General features: G+C 55.2%; 20 protein-coding genes. 9 read left to right on the plus strand and 11 right to left on the minus strand.

Translation table 11 applies throughout. From position 1 onward, the window contains the following. Window positions 1-62: 62 nt before the first annotated feature. On the minus strand, window positions 63-1,484 hold the full coding sequence (gene yczR / locus QRN24_RS00805; RefSeq protein WP_025204848.1) for a MocR-like transcription factor YczR: 1,422 nt from the start codon (window positions 1,482-1,484) through the stop codon (window positions 63-65). A gap of 87 nt (window positions 1,485-1,571) precedes the next feature. Between yczR and yczE the strand changes: the two genes are divergently transcribed. The 3 genes from yczE to QRN24_RS00820 all read left to right on the plus strand — a co-directional run bounded on the left by yczE (window position 1,572) and on the right by QRN24_RS00820 (window position 6,528). Beyond that, window positions 1,572-2,183: a membrane protein YczE gene (gene yczE / locus QRN24_RS00810; RefSeq protein ID WP_032677524.1), complete on the plus strand. Its 612-nt coding sequence runs from the start codon at window positions 1,572-1,574 to the stop codon at window positions 2,181-2,183. Between the two features lie 78 nt (window positions 2,184-2,261). Further along, window positions 2,262-3,332 carry a LacI family DNA-binding transcriptional regulator gene (locus QRN24_RS00815; protein WP_041162448.1) on the plus strand — a complete coding sequence of 357 codons (1,071 nt, stop codon included), beginning with the start codon at window positions 2,262-2,264 and terminating at the stop codon, window positions 3,330-3,332. Between the two features lie 103 nt (window positions 3,333-3,435). Then, a complete protein-coding gene (locus QRN24_RS00820) occupies window positions 3,436-6,528 on the plus strand; it encodes a beta-galactosidase (protein ID WP_284942215.1) in 3,093 nt (1,030 codons plus the stop codon). Between the two features lie 33 nt (window positions 6,529-6,561). Here the strand turns inward: QRN24_RS00820 and QRN24_RS00825 are convergent, their stop codons facing one another. Beyond that, the gene (locus tag QRN24_RS00825) at window positions 6,562-7,422 is read right to left on the minus strand and encodes a nickel/cobalt efflux protein RcnA (protein ID WP_284942216.1); all 861 of its coding nucleotides are present in this window, start codon (window positions 7,420-7,422) and stop codon (window positions 6,562-6,564) included. A gap of 134 nt (window positions 7,423-7,556) precedes the next feature. Between QRN24_RS00825 and QRN24_RS00830 the strand changes: the two genes are divergently transcribed. Further along, window positions 7,557-7,829 carry a metal/formaldehyde-sensitive transcriptional repressor gene (locus tag QRN24_RS00830; RefSeq protein ID WP_020885193.1) on the plus strand — a complete coding sequence of 91 codons (273 nt, stop codon included), beginning with the start codon at window positions 7,557-7,559 and terminating at the stop codon, window positions 7,827-7,829. On the opposite strand, the gene pdeB is transcribed toward QRN24_RS00830, so the two are convergent. Then, window positions 7,822-9,387, minus strand: a complete 1,566-nt coding sequence (gene pdeB, locus QRN24_RS00835; protein WP_284942217.1) for a cyclic di-3',5'-guanosine monophosphate phosphodiesterase PdeB — start codon at window positions 9,385-9,387, stop codon at window positions 7,822-7,824. The two genes, QRN24_RS00830 and pdeB, sit on opposite strands and share 8 nt — an antisense overlap. A gap of 208 nt (window positions 9,388-9,595) precedes the next feature. Here pdeB and QRN24_RS00840 point away from each other — a divergent pair, with 208 nt between their 5' ends. Next, a complete protein-coding gene (locus tag QRN24_RS00840) occupies window positions 9,596-9,856 on the plus strand; it encodes a type B 50S ribosomal protein L31 (protein WP_010428154.1) in 261 nt (86 codons plus the stop codon). Window positions 9,857-9,858: 2 nt separating this feature from the next. Further along, a complete protein-coding gene (gene ykgO / locus QRN24_RS00845; RefSeq protein ID WP_003859006.1) occupies window positions 9,859-9,999 on the plus strand; it encodes a type B 50S ribosomal protein L36 in 141 nt (46 codons plus the stop codon). Here the strand turns inward: ykgO and QRN24_RS00850 are convergent. Next, entirely contained in the window at window positions 9,996-10,706 is a 711-nt protein-coding gene (locus tag QRN24_RS00850) for a GNAT family N-acetyltransferase (protein ID WP_284942218.1), read from the minus strand. The genes ykgO and QRN24_RS00850 overlap by 4 nt on opposite strands. 100 nt (window positions 10,707-10,806) lie before the next feature. On the opposite strand from QRN24_RS00850, the gene pdxR reads away from it, so the two are divergent. Beyond that, window positions 10,807-12,267, plus strand: a complete 1,461-nt coding sequence (gene pdxR, locus QRN24_RS00855) for a MocR-like pyridoxine biosynthesis transcription factor PdxR (protein ID WP_284942219.1) — start codon at window positions 10,807-10,809, stop codon at window positions 12,265-12,267. Here pdxR and QRN24_RS00860 read toward each other — a convergent pair. The 6 genes from QRN24_RS00860 to acrA all read right to left on the minus strand — a co-directional run bounded on the left by QRN24_RS00860 (window position 12,239) and on the right by acrA (window position 19,078). Then, window positions 12,239-12,706, minus strand: a complete 468-nt coding sequence (locus QRN24_RS00860; RefSeq protein ID WP_020885189.1) for a YlaC family protein — start codon at window positions 12,704-12,706, stop codon at window positions 12,239-12,241. The genes pdxR and QRN24_RS00860 overlap by 29 nt on opposite strands. A gap of 117 nt (window positions 12,707-12,823) precedes the next feature. Next, complete coding sequence (gene maa / locus QRN24_RS00865) at window positions 12,824-13,375, minus strand: maltose O-acetyltransferase (protein ID WP_020885188.1); 552 nt, start codon at window positions 13,373-13,375, stop codon at window positions 12,824-12,826. Window positions 13,376-13,584: 209 nt separating this feature from the next. Then, a complete protein-coding gene (hha, locus tag QRN24_RS00870; protein ID WP_014168902.1) occupies window positions 13,585-13,803 on the minus strand; it encodes a hemolysin expression-modulating protein Hha in 219 nt (72 codons plus the stop codon). Window positions 13,804-13,830: 27 nt separating this feature from the next. Further along, a complete protein-coding gene (gene tomB / locus QRN24_RS00875; protein WP_020885187.1) occupies window positions 13,831-14,205 on the minus strand; it encodes an Hha toxicity modulator TomB in 375 nt (124 codons plus the stop codon). 510 nt (window positions 14,206-14,715) lie between these two features. Continuing rightward, entirely contained in the window at window positions 14,716-17,862 is a 3,147-nt protein-coding gene (gene acrB / locus QRN24_RS00880; RefSeq protein WP_014168904.1) for a multidrug efflux RND transporter permease subunit AcrB, read from the minus strand. A gap of 22 nt (window positions 17,863-17,884) precedes the next feature. Then, entirely contained in the window at window positions 17,885-19,078 is a 1,194-nt protein-coding gene (gene acrA, locus QRN24_RS00885; RefSeq protein WP_020885186.1) for a multidrug efflux RND transporter periplasmic adaptor subunit AcrA, read from the minus strand. 141 nt (window positions 19,079-19,219) lie between these two features. On the opposite strand from acrA, the gene acrR reads away from it, so the two are divergent. Both acrR and mscK read left to right on the plus strand, forming a co-directional pair. Beyond that, complete coding sequence (gene acrR, locus QRN24_RS00890; RefSeq protein WP_014168906.1) at window positions 19,220-19,873, plus strand: multidrug efflux transporter transcriptional repressor AcrR; 654 nt, start codon at window positions 19,220-19,222, stop codon at window positions 19,871-19,873. Window positions 19,874-19,986: 113 nt separating this feature from the next. Next, window positions 19,987-23,334, plus strand: a complete 3,348-nt coding sequence (gene mscK / locus QRN24_RS00895) for a mechanosensitive channel MscK (RefSeq protein WP_014168907.1) — start codon at window positions 19,987-19,989, stop codon at window positions 23,332-23,334. A gap of 1 nt (window position 23,335) precedes the next feature. On the opposite strand, the gene rsmS is transcribed toward mscK, so the two are convergent. Continuing rightward, window positions 23,336-23,521 (minus strand): pleiotropic regulatory protein RsmS, encoded by a 186-nt coding sequence (gene rsmS / locus QRN24_RS00900; RefSeq protein WP_020885184.1) that lies wholly within the window; start codon window positions 23,519-23,521, stop codon window positions 23,336-23,338. Window positions 23,522-23,523: the final 2 nt, after the last annotated feature.

Below are 23,523 nucleotides of genomic sequence, written 5' to 3' on the forward strand. Positions count from 1 at the left end.
TGCTGACTGTATCTGTGACAGTCAGCAGTTTTTATTTTATGATCCACTTCAAATTTTTTATATCAAACCAGACTTCTTTTTATTGATGGCACGTTTTTATTCAGGGCGAGCCACAAGGGTTTAATTCTCAGTAATGCCTGTTCAAGCTCAGCCGGATCGAGTGAAAAGGGCATACGTAAATACCGATCAAACGCACCCGATAAACCAAACCGCGTGCCGGTCCCCAGGTTGATTCCCAGTATCTCTGCGCGTGCAGCAAGTTGTGTTGCCAGCATCCCCGGCAGTTCAATCCAGTAGGAAAGCCCGCCTTCCGCTTCATGGAATGTCCATTCAGGGAAGTGCTCGCGCAACAGCGCGCCGCATTGATCTCGCCGTTCTGCCAGCATCTTCCGGCGAGCGGGCAAAAACGTTTCGCTGTTATTGATAAGCCACAGCGTCGCCAGCTGTTCGAGCATGGGCGATCCTAAATCCAGGGTATCCCGCGTCTGGGCAAGCGTAGCGATGGTGCGCGAGGAGGCACGGATCCAGCCAAGACGAAGGCCGCCCCAGAAACTTTTTCCGGCAGAGCCTAACGTTATCACGGTGGCCTGCGGGTTGAATGACGCCAGCGGCGGCGGCGGGGGCGAGTCAAACCACAGATCCACCATCGTTTCATCTACTACCAGCGTCGTGCGGGTTTGCGCGGCAATCTCGGTGATTGCCTGACGGGTGGGAATATCCATGCATCGCCCGGTCGGGTTATGAAAATCGGGCATCAGGTACGCCAGGCGCGGCGCTGTCTGGGCAAGCGTTGCGGCAAACCCATGGGTATCCCAGCCCGTTTCCGGCAGCGACACGCCCACTGGACGGCACTGCGCTCCCTGAATGGCGGCGATCGCCAGCGGGTAAGTGGGATGATCAACCACGACGCGATCCCCCGGACCGGTCATCATCCGCAGGACCAGCGCAAAACCGCTGACCGCGCCATTGACCACCATCACCTCGTCTGTCCGGGTCGGAAGCCCCCGCGCGGTATAGCGTGCGGCGATGGCTTCCCGCAGCGCCGGCAACCCAAGCTGATCGTAACCCGTAAGCGAGAGATGTTGCGTAATGGCCGTGAGCGCATGGGTATAGGCCTGGTGGATCTCAGGCCCGGCATTGAGCGCCGCGGTGGAGAGATCCAGCGCGGCACTGGCTGCTGAAAGGGTTGGCACGGCGCGTGTGTCGGGCAGGATCACGCGTGAACCGCTGCCGTGACGGCTTTCAAGATAACCTTCCTCACGCAGATGGGCGAGTGCGCTGCTGATGGTGGTCCGGCTCACATCCAGCGCAGTGGCCAGCTCCCGCTCGCCGGGTAGACGGGTGTTAAGCGCCAGTCGGCCATCAAGAATTAACAGGCGTAACGCATCCGCCAGCTGACGCCAGAGCGGGGTCCGGGACGAGGTTTGTTGCCAGTGGCCTAACAGGCGTACCAATGACTGGCTTCCGAAGCGGCGAGATGACATGTGCAGTCCACTATTTGAAAACTGGACATTAATCATAATGCCATTTTCGCTCAAGATGAAAGCCTGGTTCACTGGAGAAGATAAAAAATGGTACGTCGTCTGCTACAACTGTATGTCGGTTTAGGGCTGTATGGGCTTTCAACCACGATGTTTATTCGTTCGGATCTGGGGCTCGACCCGTGGGATGTCTTCCACCTGGGCGTGGCAATCCAGCTGGGGTTGAGCATTGGGATGGTGATTATTTTAACCGGTGCGGCGGTACTCCTGCTGTGGATCCCGCTGCGTCAGATGCCTGGTCTGGGAACCCTCAGTAACGTGATTATTATTGGCCTGGCGGCAGATGCCTCCATGGCCCTGATCCCCGAGGTGACCTCGCTGCCCCTGCGTATCGCGCTGCTGGTGGCCGGAATTGTCGTGAACGCGATAGCCACCGGTATGTATATCGGTGCCGGTTTCGGGGCGGGCCCGCGCGACGGCCTCATGACCGGGATCCATGCCCGTATGGGATGGTCCATCCGCAGTGTACGTACCTCGATTGAAGTGTCCGTGCTGCTGATTGGGTGCATGTTGGGCGGAACGTTCGGGATAGGCACCGTCGCGTATGCTCTGACCATTGGCCCGCTTATCCAGATCTGCTTGCCTCTGTTCCGTTATAAGCCGCGCGTTGAGAAGACTCCCCAGCCGGAGCGGGTTGTTTAATTCTGCGAAGCGCTCACATGTTTTCATGGCGTCGCTGTGTCAGAATAGTGGCCTTCGAATGACGCGATGCCAGAATGCATGAAAGCAATCACTCTTTATGATGTTGCCCTCCTTGCGGGGGTTTCTTATCAGACCGTTTCCCGTGTGATTAACGACGCGGAGCATGTCTCTGCCCGCACGCGGGAAAAAGTGCAGCAGGCGATGGCAGAACTGCACTACGTCCCCAATCTCAGGGCACAACAGCTGGCGGGTAAACGTACCCGTACGCTTGGCCTTATTACTACCGATCTGGCGCTGCACGCCCCTTCGCAAATTGTTTCGGCGGTAAAATCCCGGGCGGTTGAGCAGGGGGCGAGCGTGCTTATCTCAATGGTGGAACATCCACAGCAGTGCCAGTCTGCCCTTCAGGCGTTGCTGGCGCAGCGTGTGGAAGCTCTGCTGGTGAATGTGCCGCTGGAGGATCCTCATGCTGAAGCGCTAAAAGCCCTCGCATCGCCCATTCCGGTGCTGTTTCTGGATGTCTCGCCCTCGGCTCAGGTAAACAGTCTTGTGTTTAATGCAGAGCAGGGTGCTCGTCTCGGGATTGAGCATCTGCTTTCGCTGGGGCATGAGCGTATAGCGCTGCTGAGTGGACCGGAGAGCTCTGTCTCCGCCCGGGCACGTCTTGCAGGCTGGAACGCCACGCTGGCACAGGCCGGACTTGAGGCTGTCGCGGTGGCGCACGGCGACTGGAGTGCGGCAAGCGGCTATGAGAAAGGACATTTGCTGTTATCTGCCGCGCAACTCCCGGATGCGATAGTGGTCGCGAACGACCAAATGGCGCTGGGGGTGATGCGCGCCTGTGCGGAAAAAGGGACCGCGATCCCGGGCCAGATGTCGGTTGTCGGGTTCGACGATACGGCAGACAGCGCCTGGTTTTCTCCCCCACTGACCACCATTCGCCAGGCTTTTCGCGAGGCCGGCGAGCGAAGCGTGGAGTGGCTGCTGGCGCCAGTTGAGGGTGACGCATGCTGGCAGGTTCAGCTTCCGGTGACGCTGGTGACCCGCCATTCTACCGCTCGCCACGATCCGCAGCAGATCGAACGCGAGGATCTGGCACAGCAGCTCAGGAGCCTGGCGTTAGCGGCTGAGCAACTTGCTCGCCGGTAAGACTTTTGTGATCTGACTCGCTACCCCGCGATCCGACGCTTTACCGCACCCGGTAGCCAGGGCATGTTAGCTAAAATTGTGAGCGCTTCGCAAAGAGGTTAATATGTCCAACACTCCATCGCTGACCCTCAGCGCACTTCTGGCTCGTCGGGACTGGGAAAATCCCGGAGTCACCCAGTGGAACCGCCTGGCAGCACATGCTCCCTTGCACAGCTGGCGTGATGAACACTCCGCCAGAGAAGACGGGGGAACCGTCAGCCGACGCCTCCTTAACGGGGAGTGGCGTTTTAGCTTCTTTCCTGCACCAGAGCAGGTTCCTTCGGTATGGGTCAGTGAAGATTGCGCCGATGCCGTGCTGATGCCCGTGCCCTCTAACTGGCAGATGCAGGGGTTCGACACGCCCATCTACACCAACGTGACCTATCCGATCCCCGTAAACCCACCGTTTGTGCCGCAAGAAAACCCAACAGGTTGTTACTCGCTCACATTTGAGATGGATGATGTCTGGCTGCAGAGCGGCCAAACCCGCATTGTCTTAGATGGCGTGAACTCGGCGTTTCATCTGTGGTGTAACGGTCAGTGGATCGGTTATTCACAGGACAGCCGACTGCCCGCCGAATTCGATCTTTCTACGGTGCTGCGTCCTGGCCAGAACCGCATTGCGGTCATGGTGTTGCGCTGGTGCGACGGGAGCTATCTGGAAGATCAGGACATGTGGCGCATGAGCGGGATTTTCCGCGATGTGTCGCTGCTGCATAAGCCAGACACGCACATAGCCGATTATCAGGTTGTGACTGACCTGAATGCGGAGCGGGATCGCGCGGTGCTGAAGGTGGATCTCGCGCTCGCAGGCGCACAGTTTGCGGCATGTGAGGTGGCGTTTACCCTGTGGCGCAACGGCGAAAAATGCGCCAGTGCCACCGGGCGGCCGGGTACTGCCGTTGTCGATGAGCGCGGCGGCTGGGCCGAGCGGCTAACGGTGACGCTCCCCGTTGAGGCGCCCGCCTTGTGGAGTGCGGAAACGCCGGAACTTTATCGCCTGACGATGACGCTTCTGAACGCGCAGAGTGAGGTGCTGGAAACGGAGGCCTGCGATGTGGGGTTCCGCCGCATAGAGATCAGCAATGGCCTGCTGAAGCTCAACGGTAAACCCCTGCTGATCCGCGGCGTTAACCGGCATGAACATCACCCGGAAAACGGCCAGGTGATGGATGAAGCGACGATGCGCCGCGATATCGAACTCATGAAGCAGCATAACTTCAACGCCGTGCGCTGCTCGCACTATCCGAACCATCCGCTGTGGTACACGCTTTGCGACCGCTATGGTTTGTATGTCGTCGACGAAGCCAATATTGAAACCCACGGCATGGTGCCGATGAGTCGCCTTGCTGACGATCCGCGCTGGCTCCCTGCCATGAGCGAACGCGTCACCCGCATGGTGCAGCGCGACCGCAATCATCCTTCGATTATCATCTGGTCGCTGGGGAATGAGTCCGGCCATGGCGCGAACCATGACGCACTGTATCGCTGGCTGAAAACCACCGATCCGACGCGTCCGGTGCAGTACGAAGGCGGTGGGGCGAATACGGCAGCGACCGATATCGTGTGCCCGATGTATGCCCGGGTCGATCAGGATCAGCCCTTCCCGGCGGTACCGAAATGGTCTGTTAAAAAATGGATCGGCATGCCGGATGAAACGCGTCCGCTTATTCTCTGTGAATACGCCCACGCGATGGGGAACAGCTTCGGTGGTTTTGCCAAATACTGGCAGGCGTTTCGCCGCCATCCTCGTCTGCAGGGGGGATTTGTCTGGGACTGGGTTGACCAGGCGCTGACCAGAAAAGACGACAATGGCACACCGTTCTGGGCCTACGGGGGAGACTTTGGCGACACGCCCAATGACCGCCAGTTCTGCCTTAACGGGCTGGTTTTTCCCGATCGCACACCGCATCCGGCGCTGTATGAAGCCCAGCGCGCTCAGCAGTTTTTCACCTTTACGCGGATAAGTACGTCTCCGCTGGTGATTGAAGTCCACAGCGATTACCTGTTCCGTCATACCGATAACGAGGTGCTGCGCTGGACCCTTGTCCGCGACGGCAACGTGCTGGCCAGAGGGGACGTGACGCTCTCCATTGCTCCCCAGGGCACACAGCGTCTGGACATCGACCTGCCAGCGCTGGCGCCTGAAGCGGGTGACGTCTGGCTGAACGTTGAAGTGCACCAGCCGCGGGCGACGCCGTGGTCACCGGCAAACCATCGCTGCGCGTGGGAGCAGTGGCCGGTTCCGACTCCCCTGTATATCGCCCCGCCAGCACCAGAAGGTGTACCGCCGGTGTTAACGCAAACTGGCGACGTGCTTGAGCTGGTGCATCAGCAACAACGCTGGCAGTTCAACCGCGCGTCAGGACACCTGACGCAATGGTGGCGCAACGGCGTTGAAACGCTGCTCTCACCGCTGACGGATAACGTTAGCCGCGCACCGCTGGACAATGATATTGGCGTGAGCGAGGCCACGCGAATCGATCCGAATGCGTGGGTGGAGCGCTGGAAAGCGGCAGGCATGTACGAGCTCACCCCGCGATTACTGCACTGTGAAGGAGAGCAGCATGCAGCCGAGGCGGTGGTGAAAACCCTGCATGTCTGGGAGTATCGCGGTAAAGCGCTGTTCCTGAGCCGTAAAGTCTGGCGGGTGGACGATCGGGGCGTTTTGCATGGCGATATTCAGGTCGATATTGCGTCTGATATCCCGGAACCGGCACGCGTAGGCCTGAGTGTTCACCTTGCCGCAACGCCGGAAACGGTTCAATGGCTGGGGCTTGGGCCACATGAAAATTACCCGGACAGAACGCTGGCGGCTCAGCAGGGGCGCTGGACATTACCGCTGGAAGCCATGCACACGCCTTACATCTTCCCGACAGAAAATGGTCTGCGCTGTGATACCCGTGAACTGCTGCTGGGCGCGCATCGGCTGAATGGCCTGTTCCATTTCTCCGTCAGCCGCTATAGCCAGCAGCAGTTGCATGAGACAACTCACCATCATCTGTTGCGCGAGGAGCCGGGGTGTTGGCTTAACCTGGACGCGTTCCATATGGGCGTGGGCGGTGATGACTCGTGGAGCCCCAGCGTCTCGCCGGAATTTATTCTGCAAAAACGCCAGCTTCGCTATACCTTCAGCTGGCAGCAGAACCCTGACTGAGCAAAGAGGCGGCCACAGCAGTGGCCGCCTCGCTTACGCCAGGATACCGCTCAGGCCGTGCAGGCTCATGTAAATCCCGACCACAGTAATCAGGGCGGCGGAGATCCACGGTGCTTTTCGTGAAAACTCGCTGAAACCCGGCCAGCGTTTTGTCGCATGCTTAAGGCTCAGGGCGGCAATTGCACCGGAAGCGACCAGCGTTAACGCCAGACCAATACTGAAGCTGAATACCAGCGTTGCGCCGAGGGCAAAATGCTTCAGCTGCAGGCAGATGAGCAGGACCGTGATTGAGGCCGGGCAGGGGATAAGCCCTCCGGTCAGGCCAAACAGTGCAATTTGTCCGGTGGTAACGTTCTGGCCGTTGAAGCGGCGGTTAATATCCTGCGTGTGCGCGCGCTGGTGGGCGTCCTGCCACTCTTCTTCAACCAGTGGATGCCCATGGTCGTGATGATCATGATGGTGGTCATGGTCATGGTCATGGTCATGGTCGTGATGATCATGATGATGGTCATGGTCATGATGATGGTCATGGTGATCGTGATGATCGTGTGGCCGACTCTCCTTCCAGGTTCGCCAGGCCATCCACAGGGCGATCAGCACGATCAGTATCCCCGAGACCAGCTGGAACCAGGGCTCAGACGTATGCGCATCCCAGCCCCGGCCAAACCATAATCCTGCCATGGCAATGATCCAGACCACCGCCGTATGGGAAAGCGTTGCCGCCAGACCAAGCAACACCGCCTGTTTCAGCGTACCGCGAATAGCCACAATAAACGCGGCCATCATCGTTTTGGAGTGGCCCGGCTCCAGGCCATGCAGCGCGCCGAGGAGGATAGCGCTGGGTACAAATAGCCAGGCATTGCCCTGCTGCAGGAGTGAAGCAAAATCGTTCATGGAAAATTCCGGAGTGGAAAGCGTGTTCAGATACTACTCCCCCCCAGTAGTCTAATACTACCCCCCAGTAGAAAAATACTCAGGGGGAGTAGAGCATGATATGCTTTAAAAGCCATACGATAAGGGAGACAGAGATGTCACACACGGTTCGCGACAAGAAGATGTTATTGACTCGCCTGAAGAAAATTCAGGGGCAAAGCGCTGCCCTGGAAAAAATGCTCAATAGCGACCACGAATGCGCCGACGTGTTACAACAGCTGGCGGCGATCCGCGGCGCGGTAAACGGCATGATGATGCAGGTGATCGAAGGTCATCTCACCGATCATGTGGTGAAAGAGCCTGAAGAAGCTCAGCGCGAAGCCGATCTTGGCGTCGTGTTACAGGTGATCAAATCCTATCTTAAGTAGGATGTGTTTTGAGGTTATCTTCCGCCCAAAGAATAAAGTCCGCTTTCGGCAACGCCTTGCTGTAGTACCAACCCTGCCCATACTGCACGCCGTGACGACGTAGCCAGGCGAGTTGCCCTTCGGTCTCCACGCCTTCCGCAACCATCGCCAGCTTCAGCGATTTCGCCATTTCAATAATGTGTGGCGTCACGTTTTTATATTCCAGTGCATCCACAAACGCTTTATCAATTTTTAGCGTGTCGACATCCAGATCCTGCAGGTAGCTCAGGCTGGAATAGCCCGTACCGAAATCATCAATATAGACTGCGTGGCCTGAATGACGAAAGGCGGCGATGGCCGGTGCGCTGATTTTAGGATCGGCAAAGCCGCGCTCGGTTAACTCAAGGGCGATCTGTTGCGGATGGACTTTCCACTTATTCATTAAGTGACTCAACAGTGGCGGAAGTTTTCCCGAGGTCAAATCGGCCGGCGCGAGGTTAATGGAAATATGCTGCCCGGCATGAAGGTGCAGCCAGTAGCCCATATCCTCAAACACCTTTTCAATGACCAAATGCGTCAGCTGCGAGATGAGCCCCGTTTGCTCAGCAAGCGGCACAAAAATATCCGGTGAAAGGCTGCTCCCGTCAGGCTGGGGCCAGCGGGTTAGCGCCTCTGCGCCCACAATCTTCCCGCTAGAGAGTTCAATAATGGGCTGGTAATGCACCACAAATTCCCGGTTGTTAATGGCGTCAAGCAGGCGGTTGCGTGGCGACTGGATGCGACGCAGCAGTCGTAAAACAAAGAGTGCGGCAAGCAGGCTTATCAGTATGCCGAACGGCAGCCAGATGAGAAGTTGCTTGTGCCAGGTTTCAGCCAGCGGTTTTAACGCCGCCCAGGCGACCACCGTAAACCCCAGTTCAGGAACAGGCTTCATAATGTATATCGAGCCGTTGTACTGAATGCGGGTGACGCCCTGAACCTTAACCAGATTGCGGATATGCGGATCGAGCTTGCTGCTGCTGGCAAAAATGAGATGTGATTTGCTGCCCACCAGGGCGGCATCTGTGGCGATCTCACCGAAAGGGATCACATCGACAAGCGAGGCAGGATCGACCAGCACCAGATAGTGGCCCCGACCCAGGACCGCCATGTAGCGGCTAAAACCGAGATCGTTTTGCGTGGTGAGCCATGTGCCATAACCATCTTCCGTGATTCGCATGGGCGGCGGGAAAGGGGCCGACTGACTGGTTTGTTCCAGGGACGAGCAAAGGGGTTCAAGATTGTTGATATAAATAACTTCCTGAACATAACGCCATGAAAAAGCGACCCGCCGCATCTCCCTTAAATGCATAACGCTACAGGGGAGCCCTTTAAAGGTCTGCAGGTTATTGAGCGCTTCCTTTGCATCATCCACCACCCTGGCGGTACGTATCAGCACGCGTGAGGCATAGCTATCCAGCGCATCGACAAACTTATCTTCCGCCTGGCGATGTGCCAGCCAGATGCTCAGGCTAATCGGAACCAGTACCGCAATGATAAGTACGCCGGTCACCAGACTGACCAGATGTCGGGTTTTCATGGTGCTGTTTCCTTCCTCTTATGCCCGCTCCTGGGCGCTGAAAAACCTGCCAGAGGAGAAAGATTTTACCGCTAAATGATAAAGTTATAGCACGCGCAGGTCATGATTTACGGCACAACAGAAAATATCGTCGGGGCAGAGGGGTTGTTTTTTCAGCAGGGGTTAGATATCATTTTGTTATGTTATAACAAAACATAAAGAGTTTACGATGAAACCAGATATCCACCCAGCCTATCGCACCGTGGTGTTCCACGACACCAGTGCTAATGAATACTTTAAAGTCGGCTCAACCATTAAGACCGACCGCGAAATTGAACTCGACGGTGAAACATATCCGTATATCACCATCGAGGTCTCTTCAAAATCGCACCCGTTCTACACCGGCAAGCAGAAAACGTTCTCGACGGATGGCAGTGCGGCGCGCTTCCGTAAGCGTTTCGGCGGCTTTCTTAATGCGAAGCGGGGATAACCATGCAGGTACTTAACTCATTGCGCAGTGCAAAACAGCGTCACCCGGATTGCCAGATAGTCAAACGCAAGGGACGCTTATACGTGATTTGCAAATCCAATCCGCGCTTTAAGGCGGTTCAGGGACGTAAGAAAAGACGCTAGACGCGTGCTTCGCGCCAGCTTTCCAGGGATCTTTTTTGGTTGCCATCGGCAGTAAAATTGCCGGTGGCAAGCCAGCCTTCAAAGGCACTCGCCAGCGCCGGCCACTCTTTGTCGAGAATCGAAAACCAGTCGGTATCCCGGTTATGACCTTTCGTGACCAGTGCCTGACGAAAACGCCCCTCAAACTGAAAGCCAAGACGCAGTGCCGCCTTGCGCGAAGGCGCGTTCAGGCTGTTGCACTTCCACTCGTATCGACGATACCCAAGGGTGTCGAACACGTATCGCATCAGCAGATATTGCGCTTCCGTCGACATCGGCGTGCGGCTGAGCAGCGGGGAGAAATGAACATGTCCCACCTCCACAACGCCGTTGGTTGGATCGATCCGCATCAGAGCCAGCGTGCCGACCGGAGACTGGGTCTGGTTGTCGATAACGCTAAAGTGAATCGGATCGGATAAGTCACGCACGCTCTCTACCCACCCTGCAAACGCCTCTGCGCTGGCATCCGGCTCACGCAACAGCCACGTCCAGCTGCGGGTATCTTCGGCCAGAGAATACGCGCTGAACAACGCCTCAGCGTGCTTCACCCGCAGCGGCTCAAGGCGACAATAGTGGCCCTGAAGCACCACACGTGAAGGGTGCTGGCGGGGTTGCCAGTCGATAAGCGCCTCGCCTACTGGCTGTCCAAACTCGTTGAATGTTTTCATTTTACTGTCCGTGACGTTGATAAGAACGCCAGACTAGTGAATTACTGGTTCCTTAAAAAGTGCCACTCAGCTATGTTTTGGTGGTACCACGGGAGGCGAGATGAACATACCGGGCGATGAATTTTATACTTTGCTGAATGCCGCGTTGAAAGCGCGGGGGGAAGAGACGCTGCAGCGCGCGCTGTATCATGCACTGCGTGAGGCGATACTGTGCGGCAAGCTACACGCCGGGAGCCGGCTTCCCGGTTCGCGAATGCTGGCTCAGCAGCTCTCGCTTTCACGGAATACCGTCAATGCGGCGCTGGAACAGCTGACGCTTGAAGGGTATCTGCTGCGTAACCGCCTGGGGACGCGGGTAGCGCAGCTGGCGCAGCGTACGCTCGTTCAGGCATTGCCGGACTCTGCCATCACGCTCGGCACCCGGGTCGCCTCGCTGCCTGCGCCGGTGCCGCGTGATACCCCGGTTCCGGCATTTACGCCGGGAACACCGGCCATCAACTACTTTCCCCTGCCGCTGTGGCGGCGCTTGTACGACCGGGTTCTGCGTGAAGAGGGCAGCGCGCTCTTAGGGTATGGCGATCCTGCCGGGGAGCCGTCGCTGCGGGCGGCCATTGCCCGCCACCTTGCCCTTTCGCGCGGCATTGACTGCGATGCCAGTCAGATAGTGATGACCGAAGGCGCGCTTGAGGGGGTAAACCTTTGCACGATGCTGCTGAGCGAACCCGGCAGCGTCGCGTGGGTGGAAGATCCTGGCTATGGTGGGGCTAAAAGCGCCTTTGCCAAAGCGGGCTTAGTCATGACGGGGATGCCGGTTGATGACGAAGGCATGTTCTGGGAAGGGCTGGATACGCCGTCCCCTGCGCTTATTTTCACCTCACCTTCGCACCAGTTTCCGTACGGAAGCGTGCTCAGTGCGCGGCGACGCCTGGCGCTGCTGGATCTGGCCCGGCAGCATAACGCCTGGATTATTGAAGATGATTACGACAGCGAGTTTCGTTATTCCGGTGAGCCCGTGCCCGCAATGCTGGGAATGGTCAACAATGCGCCGGTTGTCTATCTTGGTACCTTCAGCAAAACCCTCTTTCCGTCGCTGAGAATGGGGTTCATGGTGTTACCCCCGGCGCTGGCAAAAGCGGCCCGTCCGGCCATTGGCGCGCTGCTGCGTGGCGGGCATCGCGCCGAACAGCGAACCCTGGCGCTGTTTATTGAGGAAGGACATTATGCCCGCCACCTTGCCGCCATGCGCCGGCTCTACCGTAAGCGCTACCGACAGCTGCGTGAGGCGCTGAGTGCTGAGCTTCATACCCCGCATCGCATTCTGGCGGGCGAAGGGGGGATGCATCTGACGCTGGCAATAGACGGCATCGACGACCAAAAAGTGGTCGAGCAGGCGAGGGCGTTTCAGCTGGCACCCGCTGCACTGAGCGGGTATTACCTGGAGCCGAAGCAGGGGCAAACCGGTCTGGTGTTAGGTTACGGCAATACCTCTGCTTCTCAGTTTGTGTCGGGTATCCGACGCATACAGGCTGTAATCACACAGCAGCAGGACGGGAAAGGGTAAAGACATCATAAAAAGAGAGCTGACCTTTGGTGGATACCATCTTCTGCAGCTTCTCTTTTTGCACTGTTTCAACCGCGGGGGAGTGCATGATGCTTTCGATCAGCTCCGGCGGCACGTAACGCGTGTTATACCATTCACCGTTATAGCAAACCCGGAAATCAAGGACGTCGATATCTTCGTAGCGGTAGCGGGGATTAACGTCAAAAAAGAAAAAGGCGTTAAACACCACAAACAGAATGACAAGCAGCCAGACGGAGTCCACCAGAGTTTCGGACTTCAGCATCACAATCAGTGTCGCCAGCCAGGCGGCATACATTGCGACAAACAGTCCAGGATGTTTGCGAATAAAGCTGATGCTAAAGCGCGGGCGATTGTCGCGCTTTTCGCGGTGATTAAGATCGTCGATGGTGGCAGTAAGCAGGCGCTGTATCTCGGTCATTTTTTGCCTTTATGAGAATTGACAATACAGGATGTCTGCCAATTTTAGGGGAGCCATTTGGCTGAAAAAAGTAACAGTCAGGCGCTAAAAGACCATAACAGTTGACTCCCCGTCACTTTACAGCCGTTTAATGATTGTTGCCGGATTGCCGCCGACGACGACATTCGCCGGGACGTCTTTCGTTACGATAGCGCCAGAGGCCACCACCACATTATCACCCAACGTAACGCCCGGGTTAATAACCGCACGTCCGCCAATCCAGACGTTGTTGCCGATGGTCACCGGCTTGCCAAACTCCACGCCGCTATTACGCGCGTCGGCGTCCAGCGGATGGGTTGCCGTGTAAATATGCACCCCTGGCGCGAGCATGCAGTTGTCGCCAATATGTATCGGGCAGACATCCAGCATCACGCAATCGAAATTGGCGTAAAATTCTTTGCCCAGATAAATGTTATATCCATAGTCACAGCGGAAGCTCGGCTCAATATAGGCCCCTTCGCTTTGCCCGAGGAGTTCCGCCAGAATGTTCTGGCGTTCGAGTTTCTCATCAGGTGCAGTGTGGTTATAACGGTGAACCAGGTGTCGGGCGCGTAATCGGTCGGCCCGTAATGTTTCATCACCAGGGCGGTAATGTTCACCTGCAATCATCTTCTGCTTTTCTATGCTCATTGGGAACCTTACTGGTCGTCTTTACCGTAGGGTAATCGGAACAGGATAACAGGGGAACGTTCCCGGAAAACCACTGTGACTATAATCACAATAATATTGCGGATGAGCACGTTTTACACGGAGACCTGCACTGGGGCAGGAGGGTATAGCCAGAAAGTTGAATACAGCTGAGAAAGTGGCGTAGAACCTCTACAGACACACTTCAAAGATTAACGGACAAATCTCCACACGGACGTTGGGATTTTGTCATACAGCTTATTCATGGTCAGTTCAGCAAGACGGTGGTCAGCCGCTGAATAAAATACCGCCAGTTCATTATCAGAAAGCTCGTATTTATTCTTTTCAATTACACGTTCAAGCGTGTCTATTGACTGACAGCGTCGCAAACGCATCAAATAATCGATTTTTGTGAGTGGTTTTTCAGACATAAATTTACCTTACTAATTGTAATAATTTTAACAGGAAAGACTAACGGGGTTAGCTCTGCTCACGTTGATGAAGCAACGAAATAGTCGGTTGCCCGATTTACGCCATTTCTGCAAATCTTGCGCATTAATGCCGTAGCTGCTGAACAACATAAAGGTGTCATCCAGGTATTCATCAATTTGCTCAATCAGCTTATTATCTTCATTGTACTTAATTTTATAATTAAGTGCGAAGGTTGCAATATGCTCGATCAACTCGTTTAACTGTAAATTGATGGCAGACGTTGGGTCGTTTACCCAGCCATGGTTACTTTCATCAAGATTGGCAAGGCAGTCATGGTACAAGGATTCGCAGAGAAATTTCAACTGCGCGATATCATGCCTTTTTGGCGAGTACTCGTCCATAGCGCATCCCCTTCTGAGTGATTTCTTACTCACCGAACATCATGTCGGGATGGATACAACATACTTAGCCGCACGGGTGCTGTGTTCCTGATAACTCTAACTATAATCCACTCTGATCAAGATTTCACCGCGCTATTACGAAAAATTACAAATAAAAGCACTGACTGCGAGCCTTTACGCAAATGTGCCTTCAGAACTAAACATTTTTATCCAGATTAACGCGGAACTTTTTTCGCTCCCTTACGTTTCATTGGCTTAGCGTAAACAATCCTAAGATGTCCAAATCCGGAGTTCTCTTTGTCTGAAGATATAGTTAGGAATATTCCTAATCACTTAAGCAGGGAAATGAAATTAAAAAAATCCTGAATTCAGCGATTACGTTATCACTTAATTATGATATGTCATTGTAGGCGGCAGGAAATAAATAGAAGCACAATAAGCCTATTTTATGATTTTTTTCTGAAAAAGAAAAAGGCCGCAAATGCGGCCTTTTATCATGTGAAACCGGTATCAGTGCGGTTCTACCGAATGACTGTGCTCAATATCTTCATTCTTGCGGCTAAAGCGGCGGCGAACCACCACGAAGAATACCGGAACGAAGAAGATAGCAAGTACGGTTGCGGTAACCATACCCCCCATAACGCCTGTACCGACGGCGTTCTGTGCACCGGAACCCGCACCGGTACTGATAACCAGCGGCATTACCCCGAGGATAAATGCCAGTGATGTCATCAGGATTGGGCGCAGACGCATACGCACCGCGTCAAGGGTCGCCTCAATCAGGCCTTTACCTTCTTTCTCCATCAGATCTTTGGCGAATTCAACGATAAGTATCGCGTTCTTCGCCGACAAGCCAATGGTTGTCAGCAGGCCCACCTGGAAGTACACGTCGTTGGTTAATCCACGGAACGTTGCCGCAAGCAGCGCACCGATAACCCCCAGTGGCACCACCAGCATAACGGAGAACGGAATCGACCAGCTCTCATACAGTGCCGCCAGACACAGGAAGACTACAATGAGTGAAATGGCGTACAGGGCAGGGGCCTGGTTACCGGACAGACGTTCCTGGTAGGACATACCGGTCCAGTCATAGCCGATACCCGCAGGCAGTTTACCTGCCAGCTCTTCCATCAGGTTCATGGCTTCACCGGTGCTTCGGCCTGGTGCGGCCTGACCCAGGATCTCCATGGATGGCAGCCCGTTATAACGTTCCAGACGCGGCGAACCGTATTCCCAATGCGACGTAGAGAAGGATGAGAATGGCACCATCTGACCGTTGTTGCCGCGAACGTACCAGTTGTTGATATCGTTCGGTAACATACGGTATTGCGCTTCTGACATCACGTACACTTTCTTCACACGACCACGGTCGATGAAGTCGTTGACGTAGCTACCGCCCCAGGCCGCGCCCAGCGTGGTATTGATGTCACTGATGGAAACGCCCAGTGCCTGCGCTTTCTCCTGATCGATGTCGATTTTGTACTGAGGCGTATCTTCCAGACCGTTAGGACGCACGCCGACCAGAAGGTCAGGGTGTTTCGCCACTTCACCGAACAGCTGGTTACGTGCCTGTGTCAGTTTTTCATGACCCAGACCACCCTGGTCAATCAGCTGGAAGTCGAAACCTGTCGCTGTCCCCAGTTCAACAATCGCTGGCAGGTTAAAGGCGAAGACCATCGCATCTTTAATCTGTGAGAACGTGCCCATTGCACGGCCAGTAATCGCCTCAACTTTGTTCTCTTCGCCCGGACGTTCTGACCAGTCTTTCAGAGAAACGAAGGCAATACCGGTGTTCTGACCACGACCCGCAAAGCCAAAGCCGTTAACCGCAAACACGGATTCAACGTTAGCTTTCTCTTTGGTGAGGTAGTAATCCGTTACTTCATCCAGCACCTTCTGGGTACGTTCTTGCGAGGCACCCGCCGGCAGCTGTGCCATCGTCAGGAACACGCCCTGGTCTTCATCTGGCAGGAACGAGCTTGGCAGACGAACGAACAGATAGGCCATACCCACCACGATGATGATATAGAGCAGCAGGTAACGACCGGTGCTGCGCAGGATGTTACCCACGCTGTCGGTGTAGTGATGCGTGCTCTTATCAAACATGCGGTTAAACCAGCCGAAGAACCCTTTATGCTCGCCGTGACCGCCTTTCTGAACAGGTTTCAGCATGGTGGCACACAGTGCAGGCGTCAGGATCAATGCAACCAGTACCGACAGCGCCATCGCCGAGACAATGGTGATGGAGAACTGACGATAAATTGCACCGGTTGAGCCGCCGAAGAAGGCCATCGGGATAAATACCGCAGACAGTACCATCGCGATACCGACCAGCGCGCCCTGGATCTGGCCCATGGATTTACGGGTTGCTTCCTTCGGCGGTAGACCTTCTTCCGCCATGACACGCTCGACGTTTTCTACCACCACGATGGCGTCATCCACAAGCAAGCCGATGGCGAGCACCATCCCGAACATTGTCAGGGTGTTTATCGAGTAGCCAAAGATGGCCAGTATGGCGAAGGTGCCGAGCAATACGACCGGTACGGCGATGGTTGGGATCAGCGTCGCGCGGAAGTTTTGCAGGAACAGATACATGACCAGGAATACCAGGATGATCGCTTCTGCCAGGGTTTTAACCACTTCGTGAATCGAGATTTTGACGAACGGCGTGGTGTCATACGGATAAACGATCTTCAGGCCGGACGGGAAGAACGGTTCCATCTTCTTCAGTTCCGCACGGATAGCCGTCGCGGTGTCCAGGGCGTTAGCACCTGTCGCCAGTTTGATCCCGAGACCGGAAGCCGGCTTGCCGTTAAACTTCGCAATGATGTCGTAGTTTTCGCCACCCAGTTCCACTTTCGCCACGTCGCGCAGACGAACCTGCGAACCGTCCTGATTCACCTTCAGCAGAATTTTGCTGAACTCATCGGCGGAGGTCAGACGGGTCTGTGCGATGATCGAGGCGTTAAGCTGCTGGCCTTTCACCGGCGGGGTACCGCCTAACTGACCGGCGGCAACCTGGGCGTTCTGCGCTTTGATGGCGTTGATCACGTCCACCGGCGTCAGCTGGAAGTTGTTCAGTTTGTTCGGATCCATCCAGATACGCATCGCGTACTGAGAACCGAACAGCTGAACGTCACCCACACCAGACGTACGGCTGATGGCGTCCTTCATGTTGGCGCCCACGTAGTCGGAAATATCCTCCTGCGTCATGGTGCCGTTGGTGTTGATCACGCCAACAACCATCAGGAAGCTACTGGACGATTTCTCGACGCTCACACCCTGCTGTTGTACTTCCTGTGGCAGCAACGGCATGGCGAGCTGCAGTTTGTTCTGGACCTGAACCTGCGCGATGTCAGCATCAGTACCTGACTGGAAGGTCAGGGTGATCTGTACCGTACCGGTTGAGTCACTGTTTGAGGACATGTACATCAGGTTATCGATACCGTTCATGTTCTGTTCGATAACCTGTGTCACGGTGTCCTGCACCGTTTTTGCATCAGCCCCGGGGTAGGTTGCGGAAATTGTTACCGCCGGTGGCGCAATCGTTGGATATTGCGCGACAGGCAGCTTCAGGATCGCAAGTCCCCCAGCCAGCATGATGATTATGGCGATCACCCATGCAAATATGGGGCGATCGATAAAGAAATTAGGCATGTCTTAACGGCTCCTGTTTAAGTTAAGACTTGGTTTGTTCTGACTGGCCAGCGGCCGAAGCTTGTTGTTTATCGTCAGATTTCACTTCCTGTGCTTTGACCTGCGCGCCAGGACGAACTTTTTGCAAACCAGTAATAATCACGCGATCGCCATCTTTCAGACCTTCCGTCACCAGCCATTTATCGCCAATCGCCTGCGTGGCAGTGATGTTGCGCGTTTCGACTTTGTCATCAGCCCCGACAACCAGTGCACTCGCGTCGCCACGTGGCGTACGGGTGACACCCTGCTGAGGCACCAGAAGTGCGGTTGGGTTGGTGCCTTCTTCCAGACGCGCGCGAACGAACATACCAGGTAAGAGTGTCTTATCCGGGTTCGGGAAAATCGCACGTAAGGTGATGGAACCGGTGGTTTGGTCGACCGTCACATCGGAGAATTCCAGTGTGCCTGCCTGCGGGAACTTGATACCGTCATTGGTCACGAGCTCCACTTTGGCTTTACCGTTTTCCTGCTTCAGCGTGCCATTTGCCAGCTCTTGTTTCAGGCGCAGGAAATCGTTGCTGGACTGGGTCACGTCAACGTAAATCGGATCAAGCTGCTGCACGGTAGCCAACGCGTTGGTCTGACCGTTCTGCACCAGCGCCCCTTCCGTGACGGAAGATTTACCAATGCGACCGCTGATTGGGGAGGTCACTTTGGTATAGGCGAGGTTGATACGCGCTGTTTCCACTGCAGCTTTCGCGGCAATCACGGCGGCGTTGGTCTGCTGTGCATCAGACAGGGCAGTGTCATAATCCTGTTGACTGATGTACTTGGTACCGAGCAGTTTTTTATAACGGTTCAGCGTCAGTTGGGAGATTTTGGCTGCAGCTTCTGCTTTCGCCAGATCGCCTTTCGCGCTCTCATAGGAGGCCTGGTAGGTTGCCGGATCAATCTGATACAGAGACTCGCCAGCTTTCACTTCACCACCCTCGGTGAAGTTACGTTTCAGGATGATACCACTCACCTGAGGACGCACTTCTGCGATGCGGTATGCGCTGGTACGGCCCGGTAATTCTGTCGTTATCTGGAGAGGTTCGGACTTGAGCGTCACCACGCCAACTTCTGGCACCTGCTGAGCTCCTTGTTGAGCCTGTTTGTCGTCACATCCTGTTAGCGCTAAGCTGCCTGAGAGCATCAGAACGACCGCCAGAGGCGTTAACCCTCTGTTTTTGTTCATATGTAAACCTCGAGTGTCCGATTTCAAATTGATCAATGGTCCTGAGTCCAAAAACCCATTGCTGCGTTTATATTATCGTCATGCTATGGTACATACATTCACAAATGTATGTAAATCTGACTCCTGTAAATTCACTAACGTATGGCACGAAAAACCAAACAACAAGCGCTTGAAACCCGACAACACATTCTGGATGTGGCTATGCGTTTGTTTTCTCAGCAGGGTGTTTCGTCAACCTCGCTGGCGCAGATTGCTCAGGCCGCGGGCGTCACGCGGGGAGCGATTTACTGGCATTTTAAAGACAAGACAGATCTGTTCAGTGAAATCTGGCAACTCTCAGAGTCCAGCATTAGCGATCTTGAGACTGAGTATCGGGCAAAATTCCCCGAGGATCCACTCTCAGTATTAAGAGAAATATTAGTATATATCCTTGAAGCAACGGTAGTTGAAGAACGTCGCAGGTTAATGATGGAAATCATCTACCATAAATGCGAGTTGGTCGGAGAGATGGCGGTCGTCCAGCAGGCGCAGCGCAGCCTGTGTCTGGAAAGCTACGATCGCATTGAACAGGTCCTCACCCAGTGCATGCAGGCGAACCAGCTGCCGGCGACGTTAATGACCCGACGGGCGGCTGTCCTGATGCGCAGTTATATTTCCGGCCTGATGGAAAACTGGCTTTTCGCCCCGGACTCCTTTGACCTGAAGAACGAAGCCCGCAGCTATGTCGCTATTTTCCTGGAGATGTGCCAGCTCTCCCCGACGCTGCATGGCAAGTCAGGCTCGCTAACAGCCTGACGCGATTCCAGGATTTCTCTTAGAGGCTCACGTTCGCGCTATTCTGCTTCAGGCGAGCGTGATATCCTGCACGCCGGACTATTTTCGGTCATCTTCTGACATCATTCACAACTATGCTGCACACCAATCGCTCGCAACATCCTGTTCTTGTATTTTTATTGGCGACGCTGTTTTTCTTCGCAACGGCACCGCTTTCCTGGGCCCGCGCCGATAACAACAATGACATCCCTTCACGCAGTGATGTTCAGTCGCAACTCGACACCCTGAATAAACAAAAAGATCTCTCTGCTCTGGATAAGCTCGTTCAGCAGGATCTGACGGAGACGCTGGAAACGCTTGATAAAATTGAGCGTGTTAAAGCGGAAACCACACAGCTTCGGCAGAAAGTGGCGCAGGCGCCTGAAAACATGCGTAAGGCCACGGAATCGCTGAATGCCCTGAGCGATGTGGATAATGACGACGAAACCCGTAAAACGCTCGCGACCCTGTCATTGCGTCAGCTGGAATCGCGCGTCGCACAGCTGCTCGACGATCTGCAAACGGCGCAGTCCGATCTCGGTACGTACAACAGCCAGCTTGTCTCCCTGCAAACCCAGCCCGAGCGCGTGCAAAATGCGATGTACGCCGCCTCTCAGCAGCTGCAGCAGATCCGCAACCGTCTGAACGGTACGTCGGTTGGCGAAGGCACCCTGCGCCCAACGCAGCAAACGCTGCTGCTGGTGCAGCAGGCCTTACTGAATGCACAAATCGAACAGCAGCGTAAAAGCCTGGAAGGGAATACGGTGCTGCAGGATACGCTCCAGAAGCAGCGCGACTACGTAACGGCGAACATTAATCGTCTGGAACATCAGCTTCAGCTGTTGCAGGAGGCGGTTAACAGTAAGCGCCTTACGCTGACGGAGAAAACGGCTCAGGAAGCCGTCTCACCGGACGAAACTGCCCGCATTCAGGCGAACCCGCTGGTGAAACAGGAGCTCGAGGCTAACCATCAGCTGAGCCAGCGCCTGATACTGGCAACAGAAAGCGGTAACTCGCTGGTTCAGCAAAATATCAGAGTGAAAAACTGGCTGGACCGCGCGCTGCAGGCTGAACGCAACATTAAAGAGCAGATTGCGGTTCTGAAAGGCAGCCTGCTGCTGTCGCGTATTCTCTACCAGCAACAGCAGACGCTGCCGTCCGCCGATGAGCTCGAGGACATGACCAACCGCATTGCGGATTTGCGTCTGGAACAATTCGATGTGAACCAGCAGCGCGACGCCCTTTTCCAGAGCGATACGTTTGTCGCCAAATTGGAAGAAGGCCATTCCAGTGAAGTGAACCCGGAAGTTCACGACGCTCTGCTGCAGGTTGTGGATATGCGCCGCGAGCTGCTCGACCAGCTCAACAAACAGCTCGGCAACCAGCTGATGATGGCGATTAACCTGCAGATCAACCAGCAACAGCTGGTGAGCGTGTCGAAAAGTCTGCAGGAGATCCTGACCCAGCAGATTTTCTGGGTTAACAGCAATAAGCCGATGGACTGGGACTGGATTAAATCCTTCCCTGAAACGCTGAAGGCGCAGATTAAGAGCATGAAAATCACCGTAAACTGGGAGAAAGCCTGGCCTGCGGTGATGATTGCCTTCCTGGCGGGGCTCCCGCTGCTGCTGATTGCTGGCCTGATCCGCTGGCGTCTGGGCTGGCTGAAGAAATACCAGGATAAGCTGGCGTCTGAAGTGGGGCAACTGCGTAACGACAGCCAGCTGCACACGCCAAAAGCGATTCTGATCGATCTGATCCGCGCGCTGCCGGTCTGCCTGATTATTCTGGCGGTGGGGCTTATCCTGCTGACGATGCAGCTCAACATCAGCGACCTGCTGTGGGCGTTCAGTAAAAAACTGGCCCTGTTCTGGCTGGTGTTTGGCGTGTGCTGGAAAGTGCTGGAAAAAGACGGCGTTGCGGTGCGTCATTTCAACATGCCTGCGCAACTGACCAGCCACTGGCGTCGTCAGATTGTACGCGTCAGCCTGGCGCTGTTGCCGCTGCACTTCTGGTCCGTCGTCGCTGAGCTGTCTCCGCTGCACCTGATGGACGATGTCATGGGCCAGCTGGTTATTTTGCTGAACCTGCTGCTCATTGCCATCCTGATGTGGCCGATGTGCCGCGACAGCTGGCGGGATAAAGAGTCTCACAACATTCGTCTGGCCACCGTGACGGTACTGGCGATTATTCCACTGGCACTGATGGTGCTCACGGCGACGGGGTACTTCTATACCACGTTGCGCCTGTCCGGACGCTGGATTGAAACCGTCTATCTGGTGATCGTCTGGAACCTGCTCTATCAGACCGTACTGCGTGGCCTGAGCGTGGCGGCTCGCCGCATCGCTTATCGTCGTGCCATCGCGCGTCGCCAGCATCAGGTGAAGGAGGGGGCCGAAGGCGCGGAGCCACAGGAAGAGCCAACCATCGCGCTGGAGCAGGTTAACCAGCAGACACTGCGTATCACCATGCTGGTGATGATCGCGCTGTTTGCGGTGATGTTCTGGGCGATCTGGTCTGATTTAATCACCGTCTTTGCCTACCTCGACAGTATCACCCTCTGGCAATACAACGGCACCGAAGCGGGCGCCGCGGTAATGAAAAGCGTGACCATGGGCAGCTTGCTCTTTGCTCTGGTGTCGTCAGTGGTAGCCTGGGCGTTGATTCGAAACCTGCCAGGCCTGCTTGAAGTGCTGGTGCTGTCGCGTCTGAACCTGCGTCAGGGGGCGTCGTATGCCATCACCACCATCCTCAACTACGTCATTATTATTGTCGGGGCGATGACGGTCTTTGGATCGCTTGGCGTCTCGTGGGATAAACTGCAGTGGCTGGCGGCCGCGCTCTCTGTCGGTCTCGGTTTTGGCTTGCAGGAGATCTTCGGTAACTTTGTTTCCGGTCTGATCATCCTGTTCGAACGTCCGGTGCGTATCGGTGATACCGTCACCATCGGCACCTTCTCGGGAACGGTCAGCAAGATCCGTATTCGTGCCACCACCATCACCGACTTCGATCGCAAAGAGGTGATCATCCCGAACAAAGCGTTCGTCACCGAGCGACTGATCAACTGGTCGCTCTCTGACACCACAACGCGCGTCGTCATTCGACTGGGTGTTGCCTACGGCTCCGATCTGGATAAAGTGAAAGAGGTGTTGTTAAAAGCCGCGAAATCGCATCCTAAGGTGATGCACGAGCCCGCCCCAGATGTGTTCTTCACCACCTTCGGGCCGAGCACGCTGGATCACGAGCTGCGGTTATACGTGCGTGAGCTGCGCGATCGCAGCTACACCGTGGATGAGCTGAACCGCACTATCGATCGTCTGTGCCGTGAAAATAACATTAACATCGCCTTCAACCAGCTTGAAGTTCACCTGCGTAACGAGAAAGGTGATGAGCATACGGAAGTGAAGCGCGAGATTCAGGGTGACGATCCTACCCCGGCGTAATTCAGGTTCCCTCTCCCGGTGGGAGAGGGGCAGGGTGAAGGCGACTGGCCTTCACCTTGCCTTCAAAATCCGTCTTCACTATCTCAAGTGCTTTCAGCACCGTCTGGGCGGGGATGTCATGATTCTCCAGCAGCATAATCAAATCGACGGCCAGCTTGACCTCATCGGGTGCATTTTCCAGTGACATTT

The organism is Enterobacter sp. MEB024 (assembly GCF_030209635.1).
GTDB lineage: Bacteria > Pseudomonadota > Gammaproteobacteria > Enterobacterales > Enterobacteriaceae > Enterobacter > Enterobacter ludwigii.